The sequence below is a fragment of the Aeromonas jandaei genome (assembly GCF_037890695.1).
GTDB lineage: Bacteria > Pseudomonadota > Gammaproteobacteria > Enterobacterales > Aeromonadaceae > Aeromonas > Aeromonas jandaei.
In genome coordinates this window covers 3,833,939-3,859,108 of record NZ_CP149571.1, presented here as the reverse complement: position 1 = coordinate 3,859,108, position 25,170 = coordinate 3,833,939, and the positions used below count along the sequence as shown (strand labels likewise).

At 58.3% G+C, this 25,170-nt stretch carries 20 protein-coding genes, 1 tRNA gene, 2 pseudogenes and 1 riboswitch; of the genes and pseudogenes, 15 read left to right on the top strand and 8 right to left on the bottom strand.

The genetic code is table 11. The features are described 5' to 3' along the window. Nucleotides 1–150 precede the first annotated feature (150 nt). Together WE862_RS17950 and aqpZ are read left to right on the top strand one after the other, a co-directional pair. The gene (locus WE862_RS17950) at nucleotides 151–360 is read left to right on the top strand and encodes a DUF1653 domain-containing protein (RefSeq protein WP_042031330.1); all 210 of its coding nucleotides are present in this window, start codon (nucleotides 151–153) and stop codon (nucleotides 358–360) included. 274 nt (nucleotides 361–634) lie between these two features. Continuing rightward, nucleotides 635–1,324, top strand: coding sequence for an aquaporin Z (gene aqpZ, locus WE862_RS17945; RefSeq protein WP_042031328.1), 690 nt, complete (start codon nucleotides 635–637; stop codon nucleotides 1,322–1,324). 80 nt (nucleotides 1,325–1,404) lie between these two features. Here aqpZ and WE862_RS17940 read toward each other — a convergent pair whose 3' ends face one another. Then, a complete protein-coding gene (locus WE862_RS17940) occupies nucleotides 1,405–2,151 on the bottom strand; it encodes a lytic transglycosylase domain-containing protein (protein WP_198493490.1) in 747 nt (248 codons plus the stop codon). A gap of 271 nt (nucleotides 2,152–2,422) precedes the next feature. Here WE862_RS17940 and WE862_RS17935 point away from each other — a divergent pair, with 271 nt between their 5' ends. Further along, on the top strand, nucleotides 2,423–2,863 hold the full coding sequence (locus WE862_RS17935; RefSeq protein WP_042031610.1) for a GNAT family N-acetyltransferase: 441 nt from the start codon (nucleotides 2,423–2,425) through the stop codon (nucleotides 2,861–2,863). Between the two features lie 9 nt (nucleotides 2,864–2,872). Here WE862_RS17935 and WE862_RS17930 read toward each other — a convergent pair whose 3' ends face one another. Beyond that, nucleotides 2,873–3,415 (bottom strand): DUF1439 domain-containing protein, encoded by a 543-nt coding sequence (locus tag WE862_RS17930; RefSeq protein ID WP_033115032.1) that lies wholly within the window; start codon nucleotides 3,413–3,415, stop codon nucleotides 2,873–2,875. 95 nt (nucleotides 3,416–3,510) lie between these two features. Between WE862_RS17930 and cls the strand changes: the two genes are divergently transcribed. Beyond that, nucleotides 3,511–4,992 carry a cardiolipin synthase gene (gene cls / locus WE862_RS17925; RefSeq protein WP_042031325.1) on the top strand — a complete coding sequence of 494 codons (1,482 nt, stop codon included), beginning with the start codon at nucleotides 3,511–3,513 and terminating at the stop codon, nucleotides 4,990–4,992. A gap of 103 nt (nucleotides 4,993–5,095) precedes the next feature. Further along, a pseudogene (locus WE862_RS17920) lies at nucleotides 5,096–6,357 on the top strand (DUF945 family protein). A gap of 67 nt (nucleotides 6,358–6,424) precedes the next feature. Here the strand turns inward: WE862_RS17920 and purU are convergent. Beyond that, nucleotides 6,425–7,261: a formyltetrahydrofolate deformylase gene (gene purU / locus WE862_RS17915; RefSeq protein WP_041208675.1), complete on the bottom strand. Its 837-nt coding sequence runs from the start codon at nucleotides 7,259–7,261 to the stop codon at nucleotides 6,425–6,427. 229 nt (nucleotides 7,262–7,490) lie between these two features. Then, a riboswitch (FMN riboswitch) is annotated at nucleotides 7,491–7,646 on the top strand. A gap of 106 nt (nucleotides 7,647–7,752) precedes the next feature. Between purU and ribB the strand changes: the two genes are divergently transcribed. Continuing rightward, on the top strand, nucleotides 7,753–8,406 hold the full coding sequence (gene ribB, locus WE862_RS17910; protein ID WP_042031318.1) for a 3,4-dihydroxy-2-butanone-4-phosphate synthase: 654 nt from the start codon (nucleotides 7,753–7,755) through the stop codon (nucleotides 8,404–8,406). A gap of 225 nt (nucleotides 8,407–8,631) precedes the next feature. Beyond that, nucleotides 8,632–8,874 (top strand): Lpp/OprI family alanine-zipper lipoprotein, encoded by a 243-nt coding sequence (locus tag WE862_RS17905; RefSeq protein ID WP_033115038.1) that lies wholly within the window; start codon nucleotides 8,632–8,634, stop codon nucleotides 8,872–8,874. A 133-nt stretch (nucleotides 8,875–9,007) separates the two neighbouring features. Here the strand turns inward: WE862_RS17905 and WE862_RS17900 are convergent, their stop codons facing one another. Continuing rightward, on the bottom strand, nucleotides 9,008–9,856 hold the full coding sequence (locus WE862_RS17900) for a tetratricopeptide repeat protein (RefSeq protein WP_041208672.1): 849 nt from the start codon (nucleotides 9,854–9,856) through the stop codon (nucleotides 9,008–9,010). Then, complete coding sequence (locus WE862_RS17895; RefSeq protein ID WP_042031317.1) at nucleotides 9,856–10,575, bottom strand: 4'-phosphopantetheinyl transferase family protein; 720 nt, start codon at nucleotides 10,573–10,575, stop codon at nucleotides 9,856–9,858. Before WE862_RS17895 ends, WE862_RS17900 begins: the two co-directional genes overlap by 1 nt. A 275-nt stretch (nucleotides 10,576–10,850) precedes the next feature. Here WE862_RS17895 and WE862_RS17890 point away from each other — a divergent pair, with 275 nt between their 5' ends. The 4 genes from WE862_RS17890 to WE862_RS17875 all read left to right on the top strand — a co-directional run bounded on the left by WE862_RS17890 (nucleotide 10,851) and on the right by WE862_RS17875 (nucleotide 15,043). Then, nucleotides 10,851–11,339, top strand: coding sequence for a C40 family peptidase (locus WE862_RS17890; RefSeq protein WP_033114246.1), 489 nt, complete (start codon nucleotides 10,851–10,853; stop codon nucleotides 11,337–11,339). Between the two features lie 150 nt (nucleotides 11,340–11,489). Beyond that, complete coding sequence (gene rlmF, locus WE862_RS17885; RefSeq protein WP_042031315.1) at nucleotides 11,490–12,434, top strand: 23S rRNA (adenine(1618)-N(6))-methyltransferase RlmF; 945 nt, start codon at nucleotides 11,490–11,492, stop codon at nucleotides 12,432–12,434. A gap of 243 nt (nucleotides 12,435–12,677) precedes the next feature. Then, the gene (locus WE862_RS17880) at nucleotides 12,678–13,403 is read left to right on the top strand and encodes a MaoC family dehydratase (protein WP_041208669.1); all 726 of its coding nucleotides are present in this window, start codon (nucleotides 12,678–12,680) and stop codon (nucleotides 13,401–13,403) included. Nucleotides 13,404–13,627: 224 nt separating this feature from the next. Then, on the top strand, nucleotides 13,628–15,043 hold the full coding sequence (locus tag WE862_RS17875; RefSeq protein WP_041208667.1) for an SLC13 family permease: 1,416 nt from the start codon (nucleotides 13,628–13,630) through the stop codon (nucleotides 15,041–15,043). 66 nt (nucleotides 15,044–15,109) lie between these two features. Here the strand turns inward: WE862_RS17875 and WE862_RS17870 are convergent, their stop codons facing one another. Together WE862_RS17870 and WE862_RS17865 are read right to left on the bottom strand one after the other, a co-directional pair. Further along, complete coding sequence (locus WE862_RS17870; RefSeq protein ID WP_042031313.1) at nucleotides 15,110–16,096, bottom strand: DUF481 domain-containing protein; 987 nt, start codon at nucleotides 16,094–16,096, stop codon at nucleotides 15,110–15,112. 24 nt (nucleotides 16,097–16,120) lie between these two features. Continuing rightward, nucleotides 16,121–17,032, bottom strand: a complete 912-nt coding sequence (locus WE862_RS17865) for a L,D-transpeptidase family protein (protein WP_042031312.1) — start codon at nucleotides 17,030–17,032, stop codon at nucleotides 16,121–16,123. 382 nt (nucleotides 17,033–17,414) lie between these two features. Here WE862_RS17865 and WE862_RS17860 point away from each other — a divergent pair. After that, nucleotides 17,415–17,504: transfer RNA gene (locus WE862_RS17860), tRNA-Ser, on the top strand. 508 nt (nucleotides 17,505–18,012) lie between these two features. Beyond that, the gene (locus WE862_RS17855) at nucleotides 18,013–21,849 is read left to right on the top strand and encodes a DEAD/DEAH box helicase (RefSeq protein WP_042031310.1); all 3,837 of its coding nucleotides are present in this window, start codon (nucleotides 18,013–18,015) and stop codon (nucleotides 21,847–21,849) included. Between the two features lie 110 nt (nucleotides 21,850–21,959). Here WE862_RS17855 and WE862_RS17850 read toward each other — a convergent pair whose 3' ends face one another. After that, on the bottom strand, nucleotides 21,960–22,853 hold the full coding sequence (locus WE862_RS17850; RefSeq protein ID WP_042031309.1) for a DNA replication terminus site-binding protein: 894 nt from the start codon (nucleotides 22,851–22,853) through the stop codon (nucleotides 21,960–21,962). A gap of 526 nt (nucleotides 22,854–23,379) precedes the next feature. On the opposite strand from WE862_RS17850, the gene WE862_RS17845 reads away from it, so the two are divergent. Further along, the gene (locus WE862_RS17845) at nucleotides 23,380–23,589 is read left to right on the top strand and encodes a DUF1127 domain-containing protein (RefSeq protein ID WP_042031307.1); all 210 of its coding nucleotides are present in this window, start codon (nucleotides 23,380–23,382) and stop codon (nucleotides 23,587–23,589) included. 272 nt (nucleotides 23,590–23,861) lie between these two features. Continuing rightward, nucleotides 23,862–24,888, top strand: a pseudogene (gene astE, locus WE862_RS17840) (succinylglutamate desuccinylase). The last annotated feature ends 282 nt before the right edge of the window (nucleotides 24,889–25,170 follow it).

Here is a 25,170-nt window from a genome sequence, read left to right as displayed (position 1 = left end):
ACTGTGTTGAAATCTTCACGCTCTCTGGCACGATTGGCTTGTGTAAAAAAGCCTCTTCATCGTCATTTCCGACGAGGAAAAGCTGATACAACTGGCACTGGCCAGCGATATTTCTCCTTTCCCGTCCTGTTTCATCTGCAGAGGTATCCCATGCATGCACCCACACCCGGCCGCTATCGTCACTTCAAGGGGGGTTACTATCAGGTGCTGACCCTGGCCAGCCATACCGAAACAGGCGAGCATCTGGTGATCTATCAGTCGGAGCAGGATGGCACCGTCTATGCCCGCCCCGTCGCCATGTTCATGGAGTGGATTGAGCATCAGGGTCAGGTGGTCAGCCGATTTTCGCCGATCAAGTGATCCGCCGGTGTGGCCCTGAATTGTTGATCAACAAATAGACAGAACAGGCCTTTGGAGTCACAAGTTGTCGCATGAGGCTTCTTGTTGGCAACAGCCTCTGTGTGGCTTGCTACTGATAAATACCTCTATTAATCAACTAATTGTGACTTGAATCACGTTTTGTGGCGGCTGGTAACCGGGTTCGCATCGGCCATTGCTCCTCCCATAATGCTGCGCGTGTTAACGCATGGCCCCTTTGTGGGCCTTTTTATCTCATCTTATCGGGAGACATAGTGTGAAACCTGTAGCAGCAGAGTTTTTGGGAACCTTCTGGCTGGTATTGGGAGGTTGTGGCAGTGCCGTGCTGGCTGCAGCCTTCCCCCATGTAGGGATCGGCCTCTTGGGTGTATCGCTGGCATTTGGCCTGACCGTACTGACCATGGCGTATGCCATCGGCCATATCTCCGGTTGCCATCTCAACCCGGCAGTCACCATCGGGCTGTGGGCTGGCGGTCGTTTCCCGGCTTCCGGCGTGATCTCTTACATAGTGGCGCAGGTGCTGGGGGCAATTGCCGCCGCTGCCGTACTCTATGTGATTGCCAGTGGCCAGGCCGGTTTTGATCTCTCCGCCGGCTTTGCCTCCAATGGCTACGGTGAGCACTCCCCGGGCGGCTACAGCATGATGGCGGCACTGGTGTGCGAAGCTGTGATGACCGGCTTCTTCCTGTTCGTCATCATGGGCGCTACCGACAGCCGTGCGCCAGCTGCGCTTGCTCCGGTTGCCATCGGCCTGTGCCTGACCCTGATCCATCTGGTGAGCATTCCGGTGACCAATACCTCGGTCAACCCTGCCCGCAGTACCGGTGTCGCGCTGTTTGTCGGTGACTGGGCTATCGGCCAGCTGTGGCTGTTCTGGGTTGCCCCGATCGTCGGTGCCATTCTGGGTGCGCTGGCTTATCGCCTGGTGGCGGCTGAGCAGAAGTAATCGTTCGCGAAACAAAGTGTGGTATCGACACGCCCAAGGGCGTGTTTTTTATTTTCTGGCGGTGGGAAAAACCTGAGGGCCTATAGCCCCTTGGCCTGCAGCATCTCTTTGTATCGCTGATGCAGCAGCTGGACACGCTCCACATAGGCGCGAGTTTCGGCGTAAGGGGGGATGCCACCATGTTTTTGCACGGCGCCTGCTCCCGCGTTATAGGCTGCGGTAGCCAGCGCTATGTTGCCGTCATACTGCTTGAGCAATCCCGCCAGGTATTTTACCCCGCCGAAGATGTTCTGCTCTGCCAGCAGGGCATTGCCAACCCCCAGCTCCCGCGCCGTTTCCGGCATCAGCTGGGTCAGACCCATGGCCCCTTTGCGAGAAATCGCCATCGGATTGAAGGCCGATTCGGCGTGGATGAGTGCCCGAATGAGGGCCGGTTCTACGTGATAGGTGTCTGCCGCCGCCTTGATAGTGCTGGCGTAGTCATAGAGAAAAAGCCCGGTAGTGTGCCAGTTGACGTCCGATTTCGGGTCGCAGGCGAAGCAGTCGTTAAAGAGCAGCAACTCGTAGTTGCCTTGCTCCGGCACCATGTCCGAGTAGCGGATCACGCCGTTCTTCTGCACCGACTTGTAAACATGGATCTGCTTGTTCCCCTGTTGTGCCTGTGCCTGTGCCTGTGCCTGTGCCTGTGCCTCGGGGGTTGCAAGCGGCAGGCGCAGAGGTGGAACGGGGGCTGCCGACAGAAAAACCACCTCGGCAGGAGGCGGCGCTTCGCACCATCCTGCCAAGGGGATCAACAACAGATGGCCTGTCAGCTTCCATGCTTTCAAACCGCAAACTCCTTCCTCTATGCGTGTGTTGAGTAAAGCATCATGAGGGGGGCAGAACAAGCGGGAAAACAGGGTGAGCGTTGCCGGCAGGTGAGCGGGATCACGGTGTGCAACAGAGCTGCTTCTGCTCTCGTTGGCCTCTGGTGGATATCGACTTTTTTGTTAATGAAAGGCGTGCTATCTTGCTCTCGTCATCTGGTCGGATTAGCAGCAACCACATGGCACTACTCATTGATTGCAAAAGGATTTGTTTGTGGCAAGCTCGCTGGCGATGGAACTCACCTTCGAAGAGTACTGTGACGCCGACCTCTCTCTGATCAGGGACTATTATGAAACGACCTTCTCCCACTACGTGCCGGATCTGGCCGAGCGGATCTTTGTCGTGCGCGATGCTCACTGGCTGGTCGGGGCGGTCAGGGTGCGGGACGAAGAGGATTTCTACCATCTGTGTGGTTTTCGTCTGCTACCCCACTATCAGTCACTCGGGCTGGGATCACGCCTGCTGCAGCATGCCTGCCACGGACTCGACGACAAGCCGGTGGTGTGTCAGGCCTTGCCATTCGAGAAACCCTTCTACATCAAAGCCGGTTTTGCCGATCTGCCACTGCACAGATTGCGAGGCTCTCTCTTCTCTCTTTTTGAGCGGCAACAGCAACAGGGTTATCAGGTGGAGCTGTTGGTGCGGGAGACCAGCCAGCCCCTCCCGAATTGAACGTAGGGGTCAGCGTTCTTTGGTAAGCAGATGGATCTTGCCCGGTGACAGCTCCAGCCCCAGCAGATTCTCTTTGAGCCATGCCTGCTGCGGATCCTTGTCATTGAGCTTGTAGACGGGTTGGCTCTCCAGCCTTTTTTCCATGCTTTGCAGCAGCATGCCGAGCATCAGACCAAACTTCTTCTCCGCTGCCTCCGGCTCCAGCTTGTACTCCACCAGTTTCATGTTGTCGAGAAACAGGGCACTCTGGCTCTTGTCGTAACGGGGTCTCGCTTCATAGGTCATCTGCAGGCGAGCATCATATTCGGTGTTGTCGGGCAGGGCGATCTTGAGCTTGCCCTTGCCGTAGACCCGGGCAGTGTCCGGACGCTGGCGACCGAGTTGTACATCGCTCTGCTCAAGCTTCACATGGGCCTTGATGATACCGGGCAACTCCAGCTGTTTGTCGACTTGAACCTGAGATTGCAGGTACTGGTTTATCTGTTGCTCATTGATGTCATATGAGCCTTGGCCTAGCATGGCCAGGCTGAGCAGCATAGATTGCAGAATCATGCGTGCGACCTGATAGAATGGATTTGCCCTACAGCATAACATTCCTGCCGTGTGGGATCTGCCCACCGCCCCTTGTCGATTAGAAGGAGTTCCCGTTGCTCGACGGTCTCGAATACGATCTCCACCTGCTTTTTTCCCGTTTTCTCGGCTGGCTGTTGCTGCTGTTTCACACCGTCATCGTCACCGGTGTTTCAATTCGGGTGGTGATGAAGCGGCGCCCCATCGGCGTATCCCTGGCTTGGCTGGCCCTCATCTACGCCATCCCCTTTGCCGGGGTCGGCTTCTACGTTCTGTTTGGCGAGATCAAGCTGGGACGGCGGCGCGGTGAACGGGCGCAAGCCATGTATCGCCCTTATGCCATCTGGATCCGCCAGCTGGCCCGCCTCTTCCCCCAGCACTGCTGCGAAGTGGGGGAGAAGGCCCAGCCACTGCACGACCTGATCCAGGGGCGGCTCGCCATGCCGATGCTCTCCGGCAACCGGATGACCCTGCTCAGCAGACCCGATCAAATACTGCGCGAGATTGCTCAGGACATCCGTAAATCGACTCTCTCCTGCTATATGGAGTTCTATATCTGGCACCCCGGCGGCGATGCTGACGATGTGTGCGAAGCGCTGATGGAGGTGGCCCAGCGCGGCGTGGATTGTCGTTTGCTGCTGGATTCGGTCGGGAGCAAGCACTTCTTCCGCTCGGGCTGGCCGAAAAAGCTGCGCAAGGCGGGGGTCAAGCTGGTGGAGGTACTGCCGGTCGGTGCCTGGCGCATCCCCTTCCAGCGCCAGGATCTGCGAATGCACCGCAAACTGGTGGTGATCGATGACCGGGTCGGTTACACCGGCTCAATGAACATGGTGGATCCCCGTTTCTTCAAGCAGGATGCCGGGGTCGGCCAGTGGGTCGATATCATGATCCGGGTGCAGGGGCCCATAGTGCCGCTGATGTGGTCCATCTTTGTCTGGGACTGGGAAGTTGAGACCGGCGAGCGGTTGCTCGACAGCCTGCAGCACGAGCCGGAAGTGTGGCCACAGACCAACTATCGCGCCCAGCTTATTCCGTCCGGCCCGTTCGTTGGTGGCGACTGCATCCAGCAAAGCCTGCTGCTCGCCATCTATCAGGCACGCAGTCATCTGGTGCTGACCACGCCCTATTTCGTGCCGGATGATCCGCTGGCTGCGGCGCTCAGCTCGGCGGCCGCGCGCGGAGTACAGGTGCAGCTGGTGCTGCCGGCTCGCAACGACTCCATCATGGCCAACTATGCCTGCAACGCCTTTATGGAGGAGTTGCTGGCGGCCGGGGTGGAGATCTATCGCTACGATGCCGGTCTGCTCCACACCAAGAGCGTGCTGGTGGACGACGATTTTGCTCTGGTGGGGACGGTCAATCTGGACAGGCGCAGCCTCTGGCTCAACTTTGAGGTGACTCTGCTGGTAGATAACCCGCACTTCGTTGCCCAGATGACCCAGCTGGTGCAGGGCTACATGGCGGAAGCAACGCCAATGACGCTGGCCAGCTGGCAGGCTCGCCCCTGGTACAAGAGGGTGATGGAGAACATCTTCTACCTTTTCAGTCCCTTGTTGTAATGGCCGGTTACAGAAGATTACAGACGGAGCCTCTGATCGGACTTGCCTAGTGCCGAGCTTGCCCCGTAGAGTGCAGCGACAACTCCTGGAGAGACATGAATATATGAAAAAAATAGTGGCCCTTGCCGTGGGTGCGGCACTGGTAGGTGGTGGTTTGGCTGCATGCTGGTACACGGGCAACAGTTTCGACCGCATCATGGCGGAGCAGATCGCCAAGGTCGAAAACGAGAGCGGTCTGGATCTGCAGTGGCAACCCGGCAGCAGCAACCTCTTTACCCGTGATGGGTCCTGAAGCTGGTGGTCACTCCCCAGGAGCTGGCGGCGCTCGACAGCGAGCTGGAAGGGGGGCAACCCCTTGAGCTGGAGTTTGCCGTGAAGAGCCGCATCATGCCGCTCTATATCAAGAGCCACTTCCTGCTCGACACCAAACAGGGCTCACTGGCGCCGGTCTTCACTGCGCTCGGCATGGAGCAGTGGCAGTTTGGCCTGGAGTCGGTCAGCAGCCTCTGGAACCGGGGCAACAGCAGCCGTTTCTGGGCTGACGAGTTCAAGGTGAAACAGGGGCTGGACGAGTTCCACTTCCTGCCGCTTACCGGCGAATTCCACGGCGATCTGGAGGGGACTGGCCATGTCGCCATGACCTGGCAGGGCATGACGGTTCACGAAGAGCAGAGCAAGATGGATCTGGTGCTGGCCGAGATGAAGGGCAGCGCCGATCTGGCCGAGATCAGCGGGGTCTGGCTCTCTCCGCAAAGCGAGATGAGCCTTTCTGCTCTGACCATGCAACTGCCTGACGGCGTCAAGGTGTCCCTGCAGGGGATGACTACCGGGACCCAGCTCAAGGGTGACAACGCCCAGACCCTCTCCAGCAGCTACCGGATGAAGCTGGCCAAACTCAATCTGGAGAACGAGACAGACTCGCTGGCGGTGACCGACAGTAATCTGGAGCTGCACCTCAACGGACTGGATCTGGAAGGGTATCAGGGGTTGCAGGCTGCTGGCGGCAAAGGGGTGGAGGATACTGCGATCCAGCAAGCGCTGGACAAGATGCTGGCGCGCGGCGCGACTCTGGAGCTGGCGGATCTGAGCGCCAGGTTCAATGGCGAAGTGGCAGCCATGAAGGGAGAGGTAAAACTTGCCTCTACCTCGCTCGACAAACTCTTCAACGGCGAGGAGGGAATGCAGGCGCTGAGCGGCCAGCTCCACGCCTCCCTCAGCGACAAGCTGGGCAAGGCGGTGCCGCAGCTGGCACCCATGCTGGAGCAGTTGACCGCCATGGGTTATCTGAAGGCCGATCAGCAAAAGCTCAATGCCGAGCTGAAGCTGGACAAAGGATCGATGACGGTCAACGACCTGCCACTCTGACCGGTTTTCACACTAACAACAAAGGCTCCCGCGGGAGCCTTTGTTGTTTTCGGACTATCGGGTGTTGTTACTTGAACACCACCGTCTTGTTGCCGTAGACGAACACCCGTTCGTTCAGTACCAGCTCCAGCGCCCGGCTCAGTACCGACTTCTCTACATCGCGACCCGCCTTGGCCATGTCATCGGCGCTGAAGGTGTGATCAACGTGGATCACGTCCTGCTCGACGATGGGGCCCTCATCCAGATCGTCGGTGACGAAGTGGGCGGTGGCGCCGATCAGTTTGACCCCGCGATCGAATGCCTGGCGATAGGGGCGGGCACCGATAAAGGCGGGCAGGAAGGAGTGGTGGATGTTGATGATCTTGCGCGGATAAGCCTCGACGAAGCTGGGGGTCAGCACCCGCATGTACTTGGCCAGGATCACGTAGTCCGGCGCATAGCCGTCGATGATGGCGCGTACCTGCTCTTCGTGTTCGGTGCGGCTCAGCTCATCGTGGCTGACGGTGTGGAACGGAATATCGAACTTGCCGGTCAGCTCGGCGAGGGTGTCGTAGTTGCCGATCACTGCGACTATGTCCATATCCAGCGCGCCGGCGTAGTTCTTCATCAGGATGTCGCCGAGGCAGTGAGTCTCCTTGGTCACCAGAATGACGATGCGCTTCTTGCCCGCCTTTACCAGACGGCGCTGGGCGCCAGCAGGCAGGGCATCATCGAGGTCGGCCAGCAGGGTCTCGTCATTGAAACGCCCCTCCAGCTCGGTACGCATGAAGAAGCGGCCATTCTCATGATCAACGAACTCATCGTTCTTGATGATGTTGAGCTGATGCTTGTAGCAGATGTTGGTGATCTTGGCGATGAGGCCCTTGGCGTCCGGGCAGTCCGTTAGCAGTATTTTCTTTTCCATCTCTGTCATTTTCCGTTTGTGGTGTTGGCGCCTGTCTCTGCGCAGGCTGCGCGTTTTTTGGCACTATGCCACAAACAAATTGTGGCCAGAAAGAAATTCGGTGAGCGCTACAGCCACAAGAGGAGTGCGATGGGAAAAGGGGAGAACATCGAATCCGACTGGCAAAGGTTTTTCAGCTTGAGCCGGTTTTTGGCTGGTATCTGCCGGCGCTTTTCTTTAGGCTGTCAGCGCTTATTCTCAGGGCGGGGTGAAATTCCCCACCGGCGGTATCCCGATCTGACTCGGGGAGCCCGCGAGCGCCCGACCCCGGTCTGCCGGGGCGGGGTCAGCAGATCCGGTGAGATGCCGGAGCCGACGGTCATAGTCCGGATGAAAGAGGATAAGACAGACATTGCACTCTCTGCCTCCTTGGGGGCTGGCTGCTGCATGGCCATTCCTGTCTGCCTTTCCATGCCCTGATTCTGGTCCTTTTCTTGTTTGGGAGCTTTACCATGAATCAGTCTCTACTCAGTGAATTCGGTAATCCAATTGCCCGTGTCGAAGCGGCTCTGACTGCCTTGCGGTCAGGCCAGGGGGTGCTGGTGGCCGATGATGAAGATCGGGAGAACGAGGGCGACCTCATTTTTGCCGCCGAATCCATGACCAATGAACAGATGGCGCTGATGATCCGCGAGTGCTCCGGCATCGTCTGTCTCTGCCTGACCGATGAGCGGGTGCGTCAGCTCGAACTGCCGATGATGGTGGAGGCTAACTCAAGCCACTATCAGACCGCGTTTACCGTCACCATCGAAGCGGCGCAGGGGGTCACTACCGGTGTCTCGGCGGCTGATCGCATCACTACCATTCGTGCCGCCATTGCCGATGGGGCCAAACCGGGTGATCTCAACCGGCCTGGCCATGTATTCCCGTTGCGTGCCCGTACCGGAGGCGTGCTGGTGCGCCGTGGCCACACCGAGGCGACGGTCGATCTGATGCAGCTTGCCGGACTGAAACCGTTCGGGGTGTTGTGCGAATTGACCAGGGAAGATGGCTCCATGGCCCGCTTGCCAGACCTGATTTCTTTCGGTCGTCAGCACCGGATGCCCGTGATCACCATCGAAGATTTGGTGCAATATCGCCAATTGCTGTCAGAACGAACAGCCTGAGGCTCATACGAAATTGTAATAAGCGAAAATTTTGGTTAGTCTTTGTCCGTGTCCTCATCACGCGGCACTCATTTTTTAGCCGAATCTGAACAAAAACTGTTCATTCAAAAAAAAATGAGGGTTTTAATGCATTTATCTGTGCTGGGGACTATGCAAAGTATGATTTTTTTGTGCCATAATCACGCCGCTTGCTAAACGTCTGGCGAGTTCAAGGGAGCTTTAAAAATGAAAAAATTGTTGTTGGTAGGTGTTGTTGGTCTGTCCGCTCTGCTGGGTGGTTGCGCAAACACTAGCGAACTGGAAACTTCCGTTCAGAATCTGTCTAACAAAGTTGACCAGCTGGCTCAAGATGTTAGCGCTGTTCGTGCTGATCAGTCCAAGATCGCTGCTGATGTTGCTGAAGCCAAGCAAGAAGCTATGCGTGCTAACCAGCGCATCGACAACATGGCTACTAAGTACAAGAAGTAAGCCATGCGAAAAAAATGGCGCAGTTATGCGCCATTTTTTTTTGCCTGAAATTTCCCATCCCCGCTTTCCCTTTTGACCCCAGAGGTCATGCCGGTCTCCCGGCACGCCCCTTCTTCATCCCTTCAAAACTCGATCAATAGAGCAGGCTATAGAGCTTGCGACGGTAATTTTGTGCCACCGGTGTGCTGCCCATGGTTGCCAGAATGTCGAGATAGGTCTTTCTGGCATCGCCAAAAGCAAGATCCCGCTTGAGGATGACAAGCAGCAATCCCAGCGCCTCTTCCTGACGACCTGCCTGGTTGTATTGCACTGCCAGCTCCTGTGCCAGCGCAAAGTCATCCGGATTCTCGGCATGGCGAGCTTCCAGCGCACGCAACTCCGGGCTGTCCGCCGCTTGCAGAGCCAGTGCCAGCCGTGAGGTCAGGGCATGGAAATGGCTATCTTGTGCCACCATCGGAATATTGCCGAGCCGCTCCTGTGCTTCGTCGAGCAGGTTGAGGTCGAGCGCGGCCTGAATGAGCCAGAGGCTGATGTCGTGGCGCTCCGGAGCGATCTGATGAGCTTTGCCCAGATGGGCATAAGCTTCGCCGGGCTGGCCATCGGCCAGTGCCTGTTGCCCCTTGGCAAACAGCTCCTCTTCCTCTTTTGGTGCGAAGGCTGCGAAGAACTGGCGTAGGGTCGCTTCATCCTGCGGCCCTTCAATGATCCCTTGTTCATCCGGGCGTCCCTGATGGAACAGCACCAGTGCTGGCAAGGCGCGCAGGCCGAGCTGGCTGGCCAGCGGTTGCAGCTGGGGATTGTTCATGTCCACTTTGGCCAGCGTGACCTGTTCGTTGGCAGGCCCAACCAGCGATTCGATCAACGGCGTCATTCCCTGGCACTCCGGCATCTGCGGCGCATGGAAATAGATGACGACCGGCTTCTTCATGGAGGCATCGATCAGTTCTGCGTGAAAATTCTGGGGAGTAATGTCGACGATCATCAGTTGGACTCTTCCGAAAGGGTTTGGAACAACATGGGGGTGAGGGGATGGCAATTCAAGCGCTCATCCAGCCGGTAGCCATTGACCGCTGTCGTGGCGGCGGCAAGGCTGAGCCAGCCACTGGCAAAGGGCCAATCCTGAACCTCATAGTGCTGCTCATCGAGCTGGTTATCGAGGTGCCACGCCTCGTCGGGGATGAAGCGTACTTTCTCAAGCCCGGCAGCGATGCCGCCACCGTGGGCCTTGAGCACGGCTTCCTTGCGTGACCAGAGCCGGTAGAAGGCGCTCTCCTGCTCATTCTCCGGCAGGGCGCAGAGCCACTCATATTCACTCTGTGCATAAAACCGCCGGGCAAGGGGCAGGGGAGAGTGCCGTCTTTTACCCAGCTCGATATCCACCCCGAGCGGCCCTTGCTGACAAAGTGCCAGCACCAGCCAGGATCCACTGTGGCTGAGATTGAAATGCCAGCGCCCATCCTGCAGCTGCGGCTTGCCGTGTTCCCCGTTGCTAAATTGCAACACGGATGGCGAAGTGGCCAGTCTCTGTGCCAGAAGCTGGCGCAGCAAAGCCCGGCTGACCAGATACTCCTGACGGCGCAAGTTGTGGCTCATTTGCTGCCAAATATTGTGTTCATCGGCCGATAACAGCTCGGGCAGGGTAGCGAGCGATTCCTGAGCAATCAGGGTCGGATTTAACAAAAAAAGATCGGTGGCGATCATAATTTTTCACTTAAAAAGGGTGATGAAGCAGGGATAAATGCCACTTATCTCTGAGCCGGATGGCCGCTTTTGCGATTGTATATTGTTTGGCCATGATCACATTAATTATGAAAAATCGTGCATTTCCTTGCAAAAATGTGAGCCCGATAGGGATTTTCACTTGCCTCGATAGAATTCTTGGATATAGTCGGGTGCTGTTGCCTTATTAATTGCCTTTCGGGGCCGTATTTTAACAAGATTTCTATTTTTGCGGGGATAAAGGATTGCGCCACCTGATGCTACTGCTGGTCGCGCTCGGAATGGTGGGTTGTGCCTCGGCACCCCAAACCGAGGTTGCGAGCAAGATCGAAGTTTCCATGATGGAACCCGTTATTGAACCGGAAGCTTCGCAAACACCTGATGTGAATGAAATTCTGACAGTTTATAAAGAGTGGCGTGGAGTTCCGTACCGGATGGGTGGCAGTAGCCAGCGTGGTATCGATTGTTCCGCCTTTGCCCGTGAAGTGTTCCGCAATGCCGTCGGTGTCGAGTTACCCCGTGACACTCGCTCTCAAGTCCATGAAGGGACTCGTGTTTCCAAGAAGGATCTGGTCGAGGGTGATCTGGTCTTCTTCAAAATCAATCGTCGTCTCAATCATGTCGGCATCTATGTCGGGAATGGCGAGTTTATCCACGCTTCGACCCGAGCCGGTGTGACCCGCTCCAAGCTGGACAGCCAATACTGGCGCAGCAAGTTCTGGCAAGCGCGCCGGATCGATATCTGAGTCAGGCTGGACAAACGGCTCGCAGTACGGACTGTTTTTCCAACCTCACTTGAACCGGGCTCCTGAAGCCCGGTTTTTTATGGCTGTGATTTAGACTTTCGCAGGCCAAATCACTATAGTGTGGGCCCGTTTTTCTTCGGCAGGCCCAGCATGACATCCCGCAATGACCGCAAATCCGGACTCCATCCCCGCAACCGCCATCTCGATGGTTACGATTTTGAGGGGCTCTGCCGACAGACTCCGGAGCTGGCCACCCATCTCTTTACCAACGACTACGGCAATCTCACCATCGATTTTGCCGATCCCGCTGCGGTCAAGGCCCTGAACCGGGCTTTGCTGGCCCACCACTACGGCATTGTTCACTGGGATCTGCCCGCCGGTTACCTCTGTCCACCCATTCCGGGGCGGGTCGATTATCTGCACCGGGTTGCCGATCTACTGGCCGAGAGTGCTGGCAAGGTACCTGCCGGCAAAGGGGTGAGGGTGCTGGACATCGGGGTCGGAGCTAACTGTATCTATCCGCTGCTCGGTAGTCGTGAGTATGGCTGGCGTTTTGTCGGCTCCGATATCGATCCGGTATCGGTGAAAGCGGCGGCTCTGCTGGCCAAAAGCAACGGACTTGGCAACCAGATCGAGTGTCGCCTGCAGGGCAATGCCGAACATGTCTTTCGCGGTATCATAGGGCCGAAGGAGCGCTTTGCGCTGACCCTTTGCAATCCTCCCTTCCACGCCTCGCTGGCTGAGGCGAGCAAGGGGAGCGAGCGCAAGCTGCGCAATCTGGGCAAAGAGGTGAAGGGGGCGCCGGTACTCAATTTTGGCGGCCAGAAAGCCGAGCTTTGGTGTGACGGGGGCGAGGCGGCGTTTCTGACCAGGATGATCAATCAGAGCAAGGAGTTTGCCAGCCAGTGCCTCTGGTTCAGCTCGCTGGTCTCCAAGAAGGAGAATCTGCCGGTTGCCAAAAAGGCATTGACCTGGGTCGGGGCACGTCAGGTTCGGGTGCTTGAGATGGCGCAGGGCAACAAGGTGAGCCGGGTATTGGCCTGGACCTTCTTCGATGATGCCGGCATGCGTGAATGGTGGTCAGCCCCGCGCTGAGCTGATTGAACAAGGCCCGTTGCGGGCCTTTTTTGATCGCCACAGGGATAGAAGGGAAGGCGAGATCTCTGTTGGAAATCGATTTCCTCATTGGTAGATAATGCTTTTTGATGTGATATGAGTAGTGACTTCTGCTTTGGTACAGGTGTACGCCGAGATTTTTTTGCACTTTCAGCTGTAACTTTAATAAAATAGGACTGGTTAGACCTCTTTACCGGCATTGAATCACATAGGGATCGGAACATGAAAGTTGTCGATTTTCTGAAGCGCAAGCGCGAAATTCTGGCGCAGCACCCCTTTGAGCTCAAGGATTGGCTCTCTCCGGCTATCCGCGACTACTGGCGTGAGTTTCAGCAAAAGGCACATCTTCACCCTCTGCTGGGACGGGTGCTGGACTTGCAAAGCGAAGCCCAGAACGCACAGCAGCAGAATGCCGACACCGTGGCTCAGGTGGCTAACGGTCAGCCTGCTGTGGCGCAGGATCCTGCCATCGAGCTGGAAGGCGAAGCCGCTGCGCTCTATGCCGAGCTGCAGGGCAAGATCGGCGAAGAGACCCATGTCGGCGAGTGGCTCCATATCAGCCAGCAGATGATCGATCAGTTTGCCGCGGTGACCGGCGATCATCAGTGGATCCACACCAATCCGGAGCGTGCGGCTGCCGAGTCGCCCTTCAAGACCACCATTGCGCACGGTTTCCTGACGCTGGCTCTGCTGCCGCAGCTGACCGGCTCGGTGGATGAGTCCACCCCCGAGTTTCCGACTGCTCGCATGGTAGTGAACTTCGGGCTGGATCAGGTGCGCTTCCCGTACCCCATCAAGGTGGAGAGCAACATTCGCGCTCGTACCAAGCTGGCACGGGTTACCCCCATCAAGGGTGGACTGGAGCTGCTCAAGGAGATCAAGGTGGAGATCGAAGGGATCCGCCGCCCGGGTTGCGTGATTGAGTCGGTGACTCGCATCTACTTCTGATCCCTCGTCGTTGACGATGAGCAAACGGGTTCGCAATAGCGAGCCCGTTTTCATTTTGGCCGTCAGGCGCGGCATGAACGTTCAGAGACGCTGCTTGTGCTTGATATGACTCACAAAATCGCGTTGTATGCGGTTAGCCAGCTCTCATTTTGGCAAGTCCGTTTCCTGAAACGGCAGCATCTTATGCCACTATCGATTTCTCAATCCCTATTCTGGAGACGATAGTGCCCATCAATCACAAGATTATTTTGCCACTGTTGTTCAGTCTCTTTATCCTGCTGATCCCGACGCACTGGATCCCGCTCGAGGGAATTACTGTGGTCGAGCAGCGGGTGGTCGCTATTTTCGTGCTGGCGGCGCTCTGCTGGATCCTGGAGCCCATCCCCATCTTCGCCACCTCTGTGCTGATCATCGTGCTGGAGCTGCTGTTGCTCTCCGACAAGGGGCTCTGGTTCATGACGGCAGGCAAGAGCGAGCCCGGGTTTGGTTCGCTGCTCAAGTCGACCGAGGTGATGGCAACCTTTGCCTCACCGGTCATCATGCTCTTTCTCGGCGGCTTTTTTCTGGCCATCGCCGCGACCAAATACCATCTGGATGTGAATCTGGCGCGGGTGCTGCTGCGCCCTTTCGGTCGCAACCCCAGAGTCGTGATGCTGGGGCTGATGCTCATTACCGCCACTTTCTCCATGTTCATGAGCAATACCGCTACCACGGCCATGATGCTGGCCATTCTGGCTCCGGTGCTGGCGGTATTCCCGGAGCGGGACCCGGCCAAGGTGGGATTTGTGCTGGCCATTCCGCTGGCGGCCAATCTGGGCGGAATTGGTACCCCCATAGGTACGCCGCCCAACGCAGTGGCTCTCAAATATCTTACTGGCGAGCATGCTATCTCGTTTGGTCAGTGGATGGGGTTTGCGGTGCCCTTCGTCGCGCTCTTGCTGCTGCTTGGCTGGTTTCTGCTGGGGCGTTTCTTCCCGAGCCCGCTCAAACAGATCGAGCTGAAAATCGAGGGGCGTTTCATGCAGACGCCCCGGGCCTGGGTGGTCTATCTCACCTTCATTACCACCATAGTGCTCTGGTTGCTCGGTGATCTGCACGGCATGAACTCCTACGTCGTCGCCATGATCCCGGTCGCCGTATTCCTGACGACAGGGATCATCACCAAGGATGACCTGCACAAGATCTCCCTCGATGTACTCTGGCTGGTGTCGGGCGGGATTGCGCTGGGTCTGGCGCTGGAAGACTCAGGGTTGGCGGAGCGTCTCATTACTCACATACCGTTCCATGAGTACTCCACGCTCGCCGTACTGGTCGGGGCCTGCCTGTTGGCGGTTGTGATGGCCAACTTTATGTCCAATACGGCGACAGCCAACCTGTTGCTGCCGCTGGTGGCGGCACTGGCGGTCAGCATGCCGGAGCTGGCCGAGTGGGGCGGCAGCCATACCCTGATCCTGGCGGTGACCATCTCGGTATCGTTGGGCATGTCGCTCCCCATCAGTACGCCGCCTAATGCGCTGGCCCACGCCACCGGTCTGGTGGAGAGCCGTCAGATGGTGCGGATCGGCGTCATTATGGGGATGGTGGGCACAATGCTGGCGATGCTGTGGATTTACCAGATCGCGGCTTGGGGGCTGATCTAGCTGCCAGTCTGTGTGTCTCATAAAAGGAGGAGTCAATCTGGCTCCTCCTTTTGATTACTCTTGGGCCTAGAAACTGGCTCCCAGACTGAGAAGGTGTTTGTAATCAGTTTTGTTGAGAGACAGGCTGAACGGGCCCAGGTTGAACACCCCTTCCTCTCGTTCGACTTCAGTGCTCCACGAGAGGCGCAGATGATCGTTGAAGTAGTAACGCATGCCAATGCTGCCAGAGATATCCTGGTTGAGAGTGATATAGGGGGAGGGCTGAGCCAGATACTTGGTATAGCTTCCTTTGCTGAACAGCTCGAATGGCTGCTGCCAGAAGGATAGCGGTTGGCGGTAGTCCCAGAGTAGCTCCCCGATGGGATAGCTGATGGTATGTGAGCTTGAATAAAAGATGCTCACCAGCTCATTGTTGCGATAGTAGGCTCGCTGCATGCCACCCTGGGTAATAAGCTCGAGCCGCCGTTTTTTGTCATTCCAGAATCGATAACCGGGGCCCGAACCAAAGTCGAGTTTGAAATAGTTGTCGGCCAGCATGTCATATTCGGCATTGACCGAGCTGCGAATAAACCAGTGTTGATCGAAGAAATAGTCGAGGGTGGGCGTCACCTTGTAGTCATGGCTATCGGTGACGTTGTTGGAGGTCTCGTAGTTATATTCTCCCGAAAGGGTGTAACGCCAGTCGAGATTGGCCACTTCGGTCGTGCCTTTGACGTTGACATTGTTGGTCTTCTTGTCGTTGTCCCTGATCTTGACGTTGAGATCGCCGCTACCGCTCCAGAGCCAGGCATTGCGCTCATCACTCCCATCCTCGAACAGTTTTATGCCTCCCTTGGCTGTCGCCTTGGGCTTCTCCTGCTTTTCGAGTCGCCAGCGTTTGATAGCATCACGTTTGACGGTCACTGACCCGCTATAGGGCAGGGCAATCCGTACCGACTGGTCGGTGATCTCTTCAATGGTACCGGTTAGGCGATCACCATTTTGCATCCATAGGATGTCTTTGGCCCAAAGCGGCGGGCTGGAGAGCAGCAAAAAGAGCAGCAGGTATCTCATGGTTTGGGGCGACTCCGTGCAGTGTCAGCCGCTGATGGGCTTGGGCAAGCCATTCTTCAGTGCCAGAGTCTCAGCGACTGCACTCTGTTCTACTTCGGGGGCCGCAATAAATTGTTCTACCTCCGGGGTGAGAACAAGAGGCGCGCCCTGCTCCATCTCCTCTTCCGTGCGTGACAGAGGAGAGTGCACTTCCAGCCAGCGACGGCCGTCGGGCTCGATGGCAACCTTGACCGGTTGATTGATGACCCGCACCGGCGTACCGATCGGCACCATCTTGAAGAGGGACTCGATATCATCAGGGCGCAGGCGGATACAGCCCGCGCTCACCCGCAGGCCTACACCAAAATCCTTGTTGGTACCGTGAATGAGATAGTCCCGCTTGCCATAACCCAGGCGCATGGCGAATTTGCCGAGAGGATTGTCCGGTCCCGGTGGTACAACCGCTGGCAGCGTGATCCCCTGCTGCTCCAGCCAGGATTTGCGCACCATGGGGCCGGGTACCCAACTCGGATCCGGGGTCTTCTCGATGATGGTAGTGGCCATCTCGGGTGTCTCGCGACCGATGTCGCCGATCCCGATGGGCAGCACGATCACTTCCTGCTTCCCTTTCGGGAAGTAGTAGAGGCGCAGCTCGGGCAGATTGATGACGATCCCCTCGCGCGGGACATCGGGCAGCAGCATCTGGGTCGGCAGGGTCAAGCGGGTGCCCGGCTTGGGTAAATAGGGATCAACACCGGGATTTGCTTCAAGCAGCGCCAAAAAACCAATTTGGGTGTGTTTGCCAACCAGCTCCAGATACTCATCCTGCTGGATGAAGTAATCCTCCAGCTCGCCAATCAGGCGGCTGCCAGCTGCGGGAAGTGGATAACTTCTGGCCTGCACGGGGAGTGTAGACATCAGGGTCAGCAGCAGAAAGAGGAGGGGTTTTATTGGCATCGGTATTCCATCGGTTGGCGCGGGGCAAGGTGATTGCGACTTAATGCCCCGACAGTTATCTCTGTTCTTTTTTGGCCTTGTTGCGCAAGGCTATTTGCGACAAAAGCGCGTTGAGGCGACAGTAAACCAGCCAAAAGCGGCGGCTGTCACCCATTTTGTCGCAAGGGGCTGATAAACCGCGAAAAACTGACTCGAATGGCAAACAGGACAAGATGGATAAATCTTTTTATCTGGCCAGACAATCCTGTCTGGATTGTTTGGTGCCGACAGGGTTTGCATGGAGAGTAAGGGAGAGATTGCTGGCTAAAAAGCATTCACTCGATTGATAAGTAAGAAATTTTCATTGCATTATTCCCCTCGCTTGGGTAAAAAATCATCCCACGGAGAGATGCCGGAGCGGCCGAACGGGATTGACTCGAAATCAATTGTGGCAGCAATGCCACCCAGGGTTCGAATCCCTGTCTCTCCGCCAAATCGTTGCCCGGAACAGTCCGGGAAATACCTGAAACCCGCGTAGCTTATGGCTTTGCGGGTTTTTTGTTTTGGCTTGTTTGTCCGGGCAGTTTTCTCATATGCAATGGGCTTATCCAAGCAAGATGATTGGTTGATAACATCAAAGATGGTGCCGTCAACCAACAGGCGATCAGCACTATGGCTTCTGGTCGCGCTGTGACTCATTTGGCTTGAACCCTACTGTTTTCCTGCCTGAAATTTGAAAGCGCTTTCAGAAATCCTTTTCAACTGTGATCCGCTTCAAAGCTTTTTGAAGCGCCAACCTCTAGCATTGGCTCCACGAATTAGGGGCTAGCGCTCCCGATTTTCCCGCTGTGGGAGATAACTGGTAAATCCGGCTATTTCCTTCGTTACTTTCGACGGTCATCACGGATGGCCGTTTTTTTTTGAGTTATTTCACTGTAAAGGGTCGAGTGGCCGGCGCTTTACCGTTAAAATTCCGCTTTTGCATCTGCCCGTGAGTTTTGATGTCTGCCTCCACCCTCTCTTCGGATAGTTATCTCCTGCTCAGTACCTTGCAACTGCAGCGTGTCGCCAGTACCCGTCTGTTACAAGAGACGCTGGAGGCGGGCCATGAGCTCGCCAGCCACCTGACCCGGCTCCATGACGCTGGCCTTGTCAGATTGCGTGGGGAGCAGCAGTGGAGCCTGACTGCCGAGGGGACGCTGGCGCTGATCCTGGGCGTGCGGGCCGGTGTGTGCGCCGCTCCAGACTGGAGCCGTGTCTCCTCGGTGACCGGTCAGGATCTGGTTCACGGAGTGGTGCGCGAACTGTGCCGGGGCAAGGCGGGCGAGATCCCGGCCTTCTTCTCTCCCGGCGAGCTTCTCACCCTGCTCGATACCCCCGATGCCCATCAGCTGCTGGCTGGCTCCAGCCCTGCCTGGCAGCAACTGCTGCTGGAGCACTTCTCGCTGCAACTGCTGCTCGATGCCCCCTATGAAGAGCGCTGGCCATTGGCGAGTGCTCTGACCCGCTGTGCCCCCGAGGTACAAGCGCAAGGGCGGGCATTCGAGGCGGAGTGGCGCTGGCTTTGCGGTGATGGCGAGAGCTCCGACTCCAGCCTCTTGTGGCCTGCCCTGCAGGCGGTTGCCTCGCAAGGAGAGAGCGGCCCGCTGGGTGAGCGGCTGCTCACGGCCCTTGGCCAGTGGCAGGCCGAGGGTCATGAGGGGCAGTGGCCCCGAGCCTTCAGTGCCCTGCTCTGGCTTGGCTGGCTGCAACAGGCTGACCCCGTTATCGCCAGCGAGCAGCGCAAGAAGTGGCAGCGCAGCCTCGGCGGGCAGTTTCCGCTGCTGGCCGACTTGCTTAGCCAGTGGGCCGGGGAGCGGCACGGCCAGGCGGTCGGGCTGTTCGATACCCTGCAACTGCCGGTAGAGGAGCTGCACTGGGGCTATCTCTGGCTCGATCTCTGCGCGCTGGCCCGTCACGGCGCCCAGAGCCCGCAGGTGGCCATGCTGCACAAGTGGGATCTCTCCCACCTGCTCGATGCCGAACCCCATCACCGGTTGATGGCGTTTTGTCAGGATCTGCTGCGCCTGCTGCTGGGCGAGGCGGCCACAGGGGCACCGCTATGCCAGCTGCGCAGCAGCGATGCCGATGATGACGCGGAAGAGGAAGAGTCCGGCGAGGAGAAGGGGGCCGCCTCCGCCAGCTGGCTCAACTGGCTGCAGGGGCTGGGCCGCGCCAGTGGCGTCCGCAAGCCGCAGGAGCGGCTGGTGTGGCTGCTCCATGCCGATGGCCCCGAGCTGGAGTGCAAGATCCAGAAGCTCAGTACCAAGGGGGAGTGGACGGCGGGCCGCCGGGTCGATCCTACCCTGCTCTCCACCCAGTATGCGGCGCTGCTCGATGAGCACGACTGGGCGGTGGTACGCACCCTGCCGCGGGTGGTGGGGCGCTTGCCCCGGGATGTCTGGGCGCCGCTCGCCGACCATCCGCGCCTGTTCAACGCCAAGGGGCAGAAACTGCAGCTCGCCATCACGGCGCCGCTGCTGCAGATTATCGCGACCGAAGAGGGGATGAGCGCCCTGCTGATCCCCGCTGCTGCCGCACGCGGCGCTCACATCATGCCGCTGGCGCAGGATCTGTGGCAGCTCATCCTCACCCCGCAGCCGCTGCTCGACCGCTTGCCGGCGCTCGAATCCATCCCGCTGCTGCCCGCCGAGGGGATGAGCGAGTTGCAGCGCACCCTGGACGGGATCGCCGATCTGCCCTGGCACAGCCAGGTTGAGGGATTGCACGGCAATGCCGAACTGGCCCCCTGGCCGGGCATTCCTTCAGTGCAGCTCGATTGGCAGGATGGTCAGCTGGCGGTCAAGCTGGTGACCCGTTTTGACGAGCTGCCTCCCCAGCCTCTGGGCAAGGGGGAGACCATCATCCGTCAGGGGATCAAGGGCAACCACTACTGGCAGCGGGATCTCGGGGCCGAGAAGGGGCAGGCCCAGCTGCTGCGCAACCAGCTTCCCATCGATCTGCCCGGCAGCGAGTGGCGCCTCGAAGGAGAGCAGGCACTGGCGCTGGTCAACGCCCTGCCCGAGCTGGTGGATGCTGGCGTGGTCATTCACTGGCATCAGGACAGTGCCCGCCTCAAGAGTCTCGATGAGGCGGCCCTGAGCCTGCGCATCGAGCGGCGGCAGGACTGGTTTCAGGTAGAGGGGGCGCTTGCCCTTGATGAGCACCAGATCCTCGATTTGCGCCTGATCCTGCGCCAGCTGACCCCGGGCCAGCGCACCGTCCAGCTCGACGAAAAGACCAGCCTGATGCTGAGTGACAAGCTGGTGGAGCGGCTCTCCATGCTGGGGGCCATGCTCGACGACGAGCAGCGGATCAACCACAAGTTGGCTTACCCGCTCACCCGTCTGCTCTCGGTCATTACCACCGAGGGGGACGCGGCGTGGCAATCCCTGCAGCAGGAGTGGCAGCAGGAGGTGTCTTGCCCGCCCGAGCTGCTCACTGCGCTGCGGGATTACCAGAAGGAGGGGGTGCGCTGGATGGCGACCTTGGCCCATCATGGCTTTGGCGCCTGTCTGGCCGATGACATGGGGCTTGGCAAGACGCTGCAGGCCCTGATCGTGCTGCGGATGCGCCAGCATCTGGGGCCTGCGCTGGTGGTGGTGCCCAAGTCGGTGGTCACCAACTGGCAGGAGGAGGTCGCCCGTTTTGCCCCCGAGCTGGAGGTGGTGATCTTTGACAATCCCGCCGAGCGCGAGCGCATTATTCGCGATGCCAAAGCGGGGCAGGTGATCCTCATCAACTACGGCATGCTCGGCAGTCTGGCGGAGGCGCTCAAGGCGCGGCGCTGGTCCTCCATGGTGCTCGATGAGGCGCAGCAGATCAAAAACGCCGGTACCCAGCGCGCCAAGCTGCTGTTCCAGCTCGACGGCGATTTCCGCCTCGCCCTCTCCGGCACACCCATCGAGAACCATCTGGGGGAGCTGTGGAGCCTCTTCACCTTTATCAACCCGGGGCTGCTCGGCAGTCTCGGCGAGTTCAAGCGCCGCTTTGGCAAGGCGGTCAAGGATCCCCAGCACATGGCCTTGCTGCGGGCGGTGATCAGCCCTTTTATCCTGCGCCGCCTCAAGCAGGAGGTGTTGACCGAGCTGCCGGACAAGACCGAGATCATTCACCACATCAGCCTCTCCCCCGAGGAGCGTCAGCTCTACGAGGCAACCCGGCGCGAGGTGGTGCAGCAGGTGCAAAGTGCCGATGGCCGTGCCCTGATGCACGTGTTGAGCGGGTTAACCCGACTGCGCCGGCTCTGCTGTTCGCCGGAGCTGGTGATGCCCGAGTGGTCACAGACCAGCAGCAAGCTGGATGAGGCGATGGCGCTGCTGGAGGAGGCGATCGATGGCGGCCATCGGGTGCTGGTGTTCAGCCAGTTTGTCGATCTGCTGAGCCTGCTGCGTGCCCGCATCGAGCAGAAGTCCTGGGACTACTGCTATCTGGATGGCGGCTGTTCGGCCAAGGCGCGGCAGGACTCCATCCTGCGTTTTCGCCACGAGGCGGTACCGCTCTTTCTCATCAGCCTCAAGGCGGGGGGCACCGGTCTCAACCTCACCCAGGCCGATACCGTGCTGCACCTCGATCCCTGGTGGAACCCGGCGGTGGAAGATCAGGCGAGCGATCGGGCCCACCGGATGGGGCAGACCCAGCCGGTGACCGTTTATCGGCTGGTGTGCGAGCAGACGGTGGAGGAGAAGATTGTCGCCCTGCACGACGAGAAGCGGGCGCTGGCCGATGGTCTGCTGAGCGGCCAGTCCGAGGTGCGCGGGTTGGATGTGGAGAGCCTGCGGGCCCTGCTGATGAGCTGATCCGCTGTATCACCAGCGACATGGCCATGCCATATGGAAGAGGGGAGCACATCTTGCCGATGTGCTCCCCTCAGTCGTTTCTGCGTGCCGGTTTTAGCAGGCTCGTCGCGTCAGCCCTGATAGAGGTAGAGGTGCAGCCGCTCGATGATGGGGTCGCAGCCAATCTTGCGATCCCGCCGCGCCTGCCGGCTCTTGGGGGGATAGTTGCCCAGATGGGTGAATGCGGGCGGGCTGTCCGAGCAGAGCAGCAGCGGCAGGCTCGCCTTGAGCTGCTGCTTGCGCGGGGTGCGATCCTGCCAGAGCAGGTTGATCATCGGGTGGGTCTTGACCGGGCGGCGGATCCGCAGCTCAGCATCGGCGGGCAGGCGGCGAATGTCGTACACCTCCTGATCCACCATCTTGCTCCACTCCTCGTTGTTGGAGAGGGCCGGTATGTAGCGGCGGCTGCGCTCCAGCATCTCCAGCACCTGTTCGCGGGTGAGGCGATTGATGGTCTGCTTGTCAGCCCAGGTAAAACCGAGGGAGTGGAGCTCTCCATGTAGCCACGTCAGCTTGCGGTAGACCTGCAGGGTGATCACCCCGGGCAAGGCGGTATGTACCAGCTCGAACTTCTCGTCCCGTCCGCCCGCTTGCTGCACCAGCGCTTTGAAATCGAGCTTGCGCTGGTTGATCTCCTCAACCAGCGGCTGGATCAGCGGAGCGGCGGCGGCGGGAAAGCGCAGCCAGCCCGGCAGACGACGGGTGGCCTTGGTGGAGCAGCCGGGGCGGGCGCTGTGATCCCGATAGGCCGACAAGGTGGCAGCCAGTGCCTCGTCGCCGCTCAGGTAACCCACCTCAATCTGGCTGATGGGATCGTGCTCTTCGCCCTGCGCCACCGGGGGGAGGGGATAGACATGGGCCTCCTGCAGTTCGAGCTGGCCGAGCAGGGTGGCCAGCTGATCCAGAGAGGCTTCAATGGCCTCCATCTGTTGACGCAGGGCGGCGGTAGGGGTAAAGGTATCCATCGATGATCCTGTGGTCTGACCCGCTGTTGACGACATCAGGTATGACATCAGCTGCGGGTAGCAAAACTACTGTATAAATAAACATACCAGTATGCGGCTGGAGTGCCAAGAGGCACTTTGGGGAGGGGCAATGTGCGCCTCTGAATGGGGATGCGGTGCTGGTTTTATTTATGTTTCATTGTGTTAAATAAAGATCGCCGCAAGATCATTAAATTAACAATCATGTGTAACTCCGCTGTTGCCAGCTGTTCACACCTTGCTCGTCCCTGCATATGTAAAGCAGTAAAATGCATATATAGATGGGTGCCATGCAGCACAATATGCTGTGCGACTCTGCTGGCCAACTGTGAAGATAATTAGTTGTTTAAAATCAAAGCGTTAAAATTAAATCCTGCCGTTTTTAGACATTAGATTTACTAATGTAACGTATCAAAATTCGTCAATTGAGTCGGTCTGACTCCCTGACTAAGCTTTGCGCATCAAATTGAAGCCCAGTGCGTAAACAAATATTCAGAGGAGCCACATCATGGCCAACATGACTTATACCGAAACCGGTTACCAGCATTCCAGCCAATTGAATCTGGTTGCTCGCGTTAAAATGACCGTTCTGACCTGGCTGGAGCGCAGCCGCGGCCGTCGCCAGCTCTCCGAGCTGCCCGAGTACCTGCTCAAAGACATCGGCCTGAACGAAGCTGACCGCTATCAAGAGACCACCAAGCCGTTCTGGCGTGGTTGATCAGCCGGGCATGGATGCCTCGTTTATCTGCTGATACTTGTATGCTGGCGGCCGGGTGCCATCAGGTCACCCCGTCAACCCTGCTGTTGTTTGCCCCGTTATTGCTCTCGTTTCCCCGCCTTCATATCCCGTTGTTGCTCCGCCCGGTGCTGCCGTTTTACCTTGCCGCAATTTGTATCGTTAATGTTTGAATTTGTTTAAAAATCGGTTTTAAGCCGCAACGCCTTGCGTATAATCCGGCCATAGTATTCCAGCGCAAGAGGGTGAGACGGATGATTCCCCAGCACGATTTTTTGGCCATGACCCGCAGCCATGAGTGGCAGCTCGATCCCTTTGATTTTGCGCTGCCGGACGGCACGAAAGTCAGCGTCTGGGATACCGGTGTCATCTGTCTGGAGCCTGCCAGCGGAGCGGGCGGCCTGCCCGGAGGGCGCAAGGATATCGTCCTCTCCTGCGGTATTCACGGCAACGAGACTGCCCCTATCGAGATTTGCAACCAGCTGCTGAGCCGTCTGCTCTCTGGTGAGCTGACCGCCCGCCATCGGGTACTGTTCCTGTTTGGCAATCCGGCGGCGATGAACCTCGGGCTGCGGGAGGTGGAGGAGAACATGAACCGGCTCTTCTCCGGCGCCCACAGCAAGGGGGAGGGGCTCTGCAACCGGGAGCGGATCCGTGCCATGCGTCTCGAGCAGTATGTGAGCCGCTTCTTTGCCGATCCGGCCCGTCCCCGCTACCACTACGACCTGCACACCGCCATTCGCGGCTCGCGCCACGAGAAGTTTGCCGTCTACCCCTTCCCCCACGAGCGGGTCCCACTGCCGCGAGCAGGTGCAGTTCCTCGGTGCCTGCGGGGTGCGCACCATACTGCTCTCCGCCAGCCCGACCACCACCTTCAGCTACTACAGCTCGCGCCAGCACGGCGCCCATGCCTTCACGGTGGAGCTGGGCAAGGTGCGGCCATTTGGCGAGAACGACATGACCCGCTTTATCGAGACCCGCCAGGCGCTGCAGGAGCTGGTCACGCAAGATGAAGTGGCGCTGGAGCCGTGGCGAGCGGATGATTTCACCCTGTTTGTCATCGATCGGGTGATCACCAAAAAATCGGAGCAATTTCGCTTCCTGTTTGCCAGCGATGTGGACAACTTCACCGAATTCCCGCAAGGGTTCGTGCTGGCCGAGGATGGCGAGTTGCGCTACACCGTCGAGCAACCGCGTGAGGCGGTGGTCTTCCCCAACGCCAACGTGGCGATTGGTCAGCGCACCGTGTTGCTGGTGGTGCCGACCCGGCTCTGGGAATAAGCCGTGCAATAGCCCCCTGGTTGCGGGGGGAGAGGAGCGGGCATGAATCGTATGCAGACGAGCGGGCGAATGGGGTTTTCCACTCTCTTTCGGCCGGTTTGGTCATGCCATGGGATGAGAGGTGCGGTATAAGCAAAAGTTGGGGCATTTTGGGAAATGCCATAAATCTAGCTTATAGTGACCAGTAAGCTCTCCGCGAAGGCCACAGAGAGTACCTGCAAGGCCGCTCAAGGGGTTGGCCGATCTGATGGATATGGTGGTGGCTGCGCTTGGCCAGCACAG

What these genes read in the sequence shown, in the direction of transcription:
- WE862_RS17950 (WP_042031330.1), top strand. Translation starts at nt 151, where the DNA reads ATGCATGCACCCACACCCGGCCGCTATCGTCACTTCAAGGGGGGTTAC.
- WE862_RS17935 (WP_042031610.1), top strand. Translation starts at nt 2,423, where the DNA reads ATGGAACTCACCTTCGAAGAGTACTGTGACGCCGACCTCTCTCTGATC.
- WE862_RS17930 (WP_033115032.1), bottom strand. Translation starts at nt 3,415, where the DNA reads ATGATTCTGCAATCTATGCTGCTCAGCCTGGCCATGCTAGGCCAAGGC.
- purU (WP_041208675.1), bottom strand. Translation starts at nt 7,261, where the DNA reads ATGGAAAAGAAAATACTGCTAACGGACTGCCCGGACGCCAAGGGCCTC.
- ribB (WP_042031318.1), top strand. Translation starts at nt 7,753, where the DNA reads ATGAATCAGTCTCTACTCAGTGAATTCGGTAATCCAATTGCCCGTGTC.
- WE862_RS17905 (WP_033115038.1), top strand. Translation starts at nt 8,632, where the DNA reads ATGAAAAAATTGTTGTTGGTAGGTGTTGTTGGTCTGTCCGCTCTGCTG.
- WE862_RS17900 (WP_041208672.1), bottom strand. Translation starts at nt 9,856, where the DNA reads ATGATCGTCGACATTACTCCCCAGAATTTTCACGCAGAACTGATCGAT.
- WE862_RS17895 (WP_042031317.1), bottom strand. Translation starts at nt 10,575, where the DNA reads ATGATCGCCACCGATCTTTTTTTGTTAAATCCGACCCTGATTGCTCAG.
- WE862_RS17890 (WP_033114246.1), top strand. Translation starts at nt 10,851, where the DNA reads ATGCTACTGCTGGTCGCGCTCGGAATGGTGGGTTGTGCCTCGGCACCC.
- rlmF (WP_042031315.1), top strand. Translation starts at nt 11,490, where the DNA reads ATGACATCCCGCAATGACCGCAAATCCGGACTCCATCCCCGCAACCGC.
- WE862_RS17880 (WP_041208669.1), top strand. Translation starts at nt 12,678, where the DNA reads ATGAAAGTTGTCGATTTTCTGAAGCGCAAGCGCGAAATTCTGGCGCAG.
- WE862_RS17870 (WP_042031313.1), bottom strand. Translation starts at nt 16,096, where the DNA reads ATGAGATACCTGCTGCTCTTTTTGCTGCTCTCCAGCCCGCCGCTTTGG.
- WE862_RS17865 (WP_042031312.1), bottom strand. Translation starts at nt 17,032, where the DNA reads ATGCCAATAAAACCCCTCCTCTTTCTGCTGCTGACCCTGATGTCTACA.
- WE862_RS17855 (WP_042031310.1), top strand. Translation starts at nt 18,013, where the DNA reads ATGTCTGCCTCCACCCTCTCTTCGGATAGTTATCTCCTGCTCAGTACC.
- WE862_RS17850 (WP_042031309.1), bottom strand. Translation starts at nt 22,853, where the DNA reads ATGGATACCTTTACCCCTACCGCCGCCCTGCGTCAACAGATGGAGGCC.
- WE862_RS17845 (WP_042031307.1), top strand. Translation starts at nt 23,380, where the DNA reads ATGGCCAACATGACTTATACCGAAACCGGTTACCAGCATTCCAGCCAA.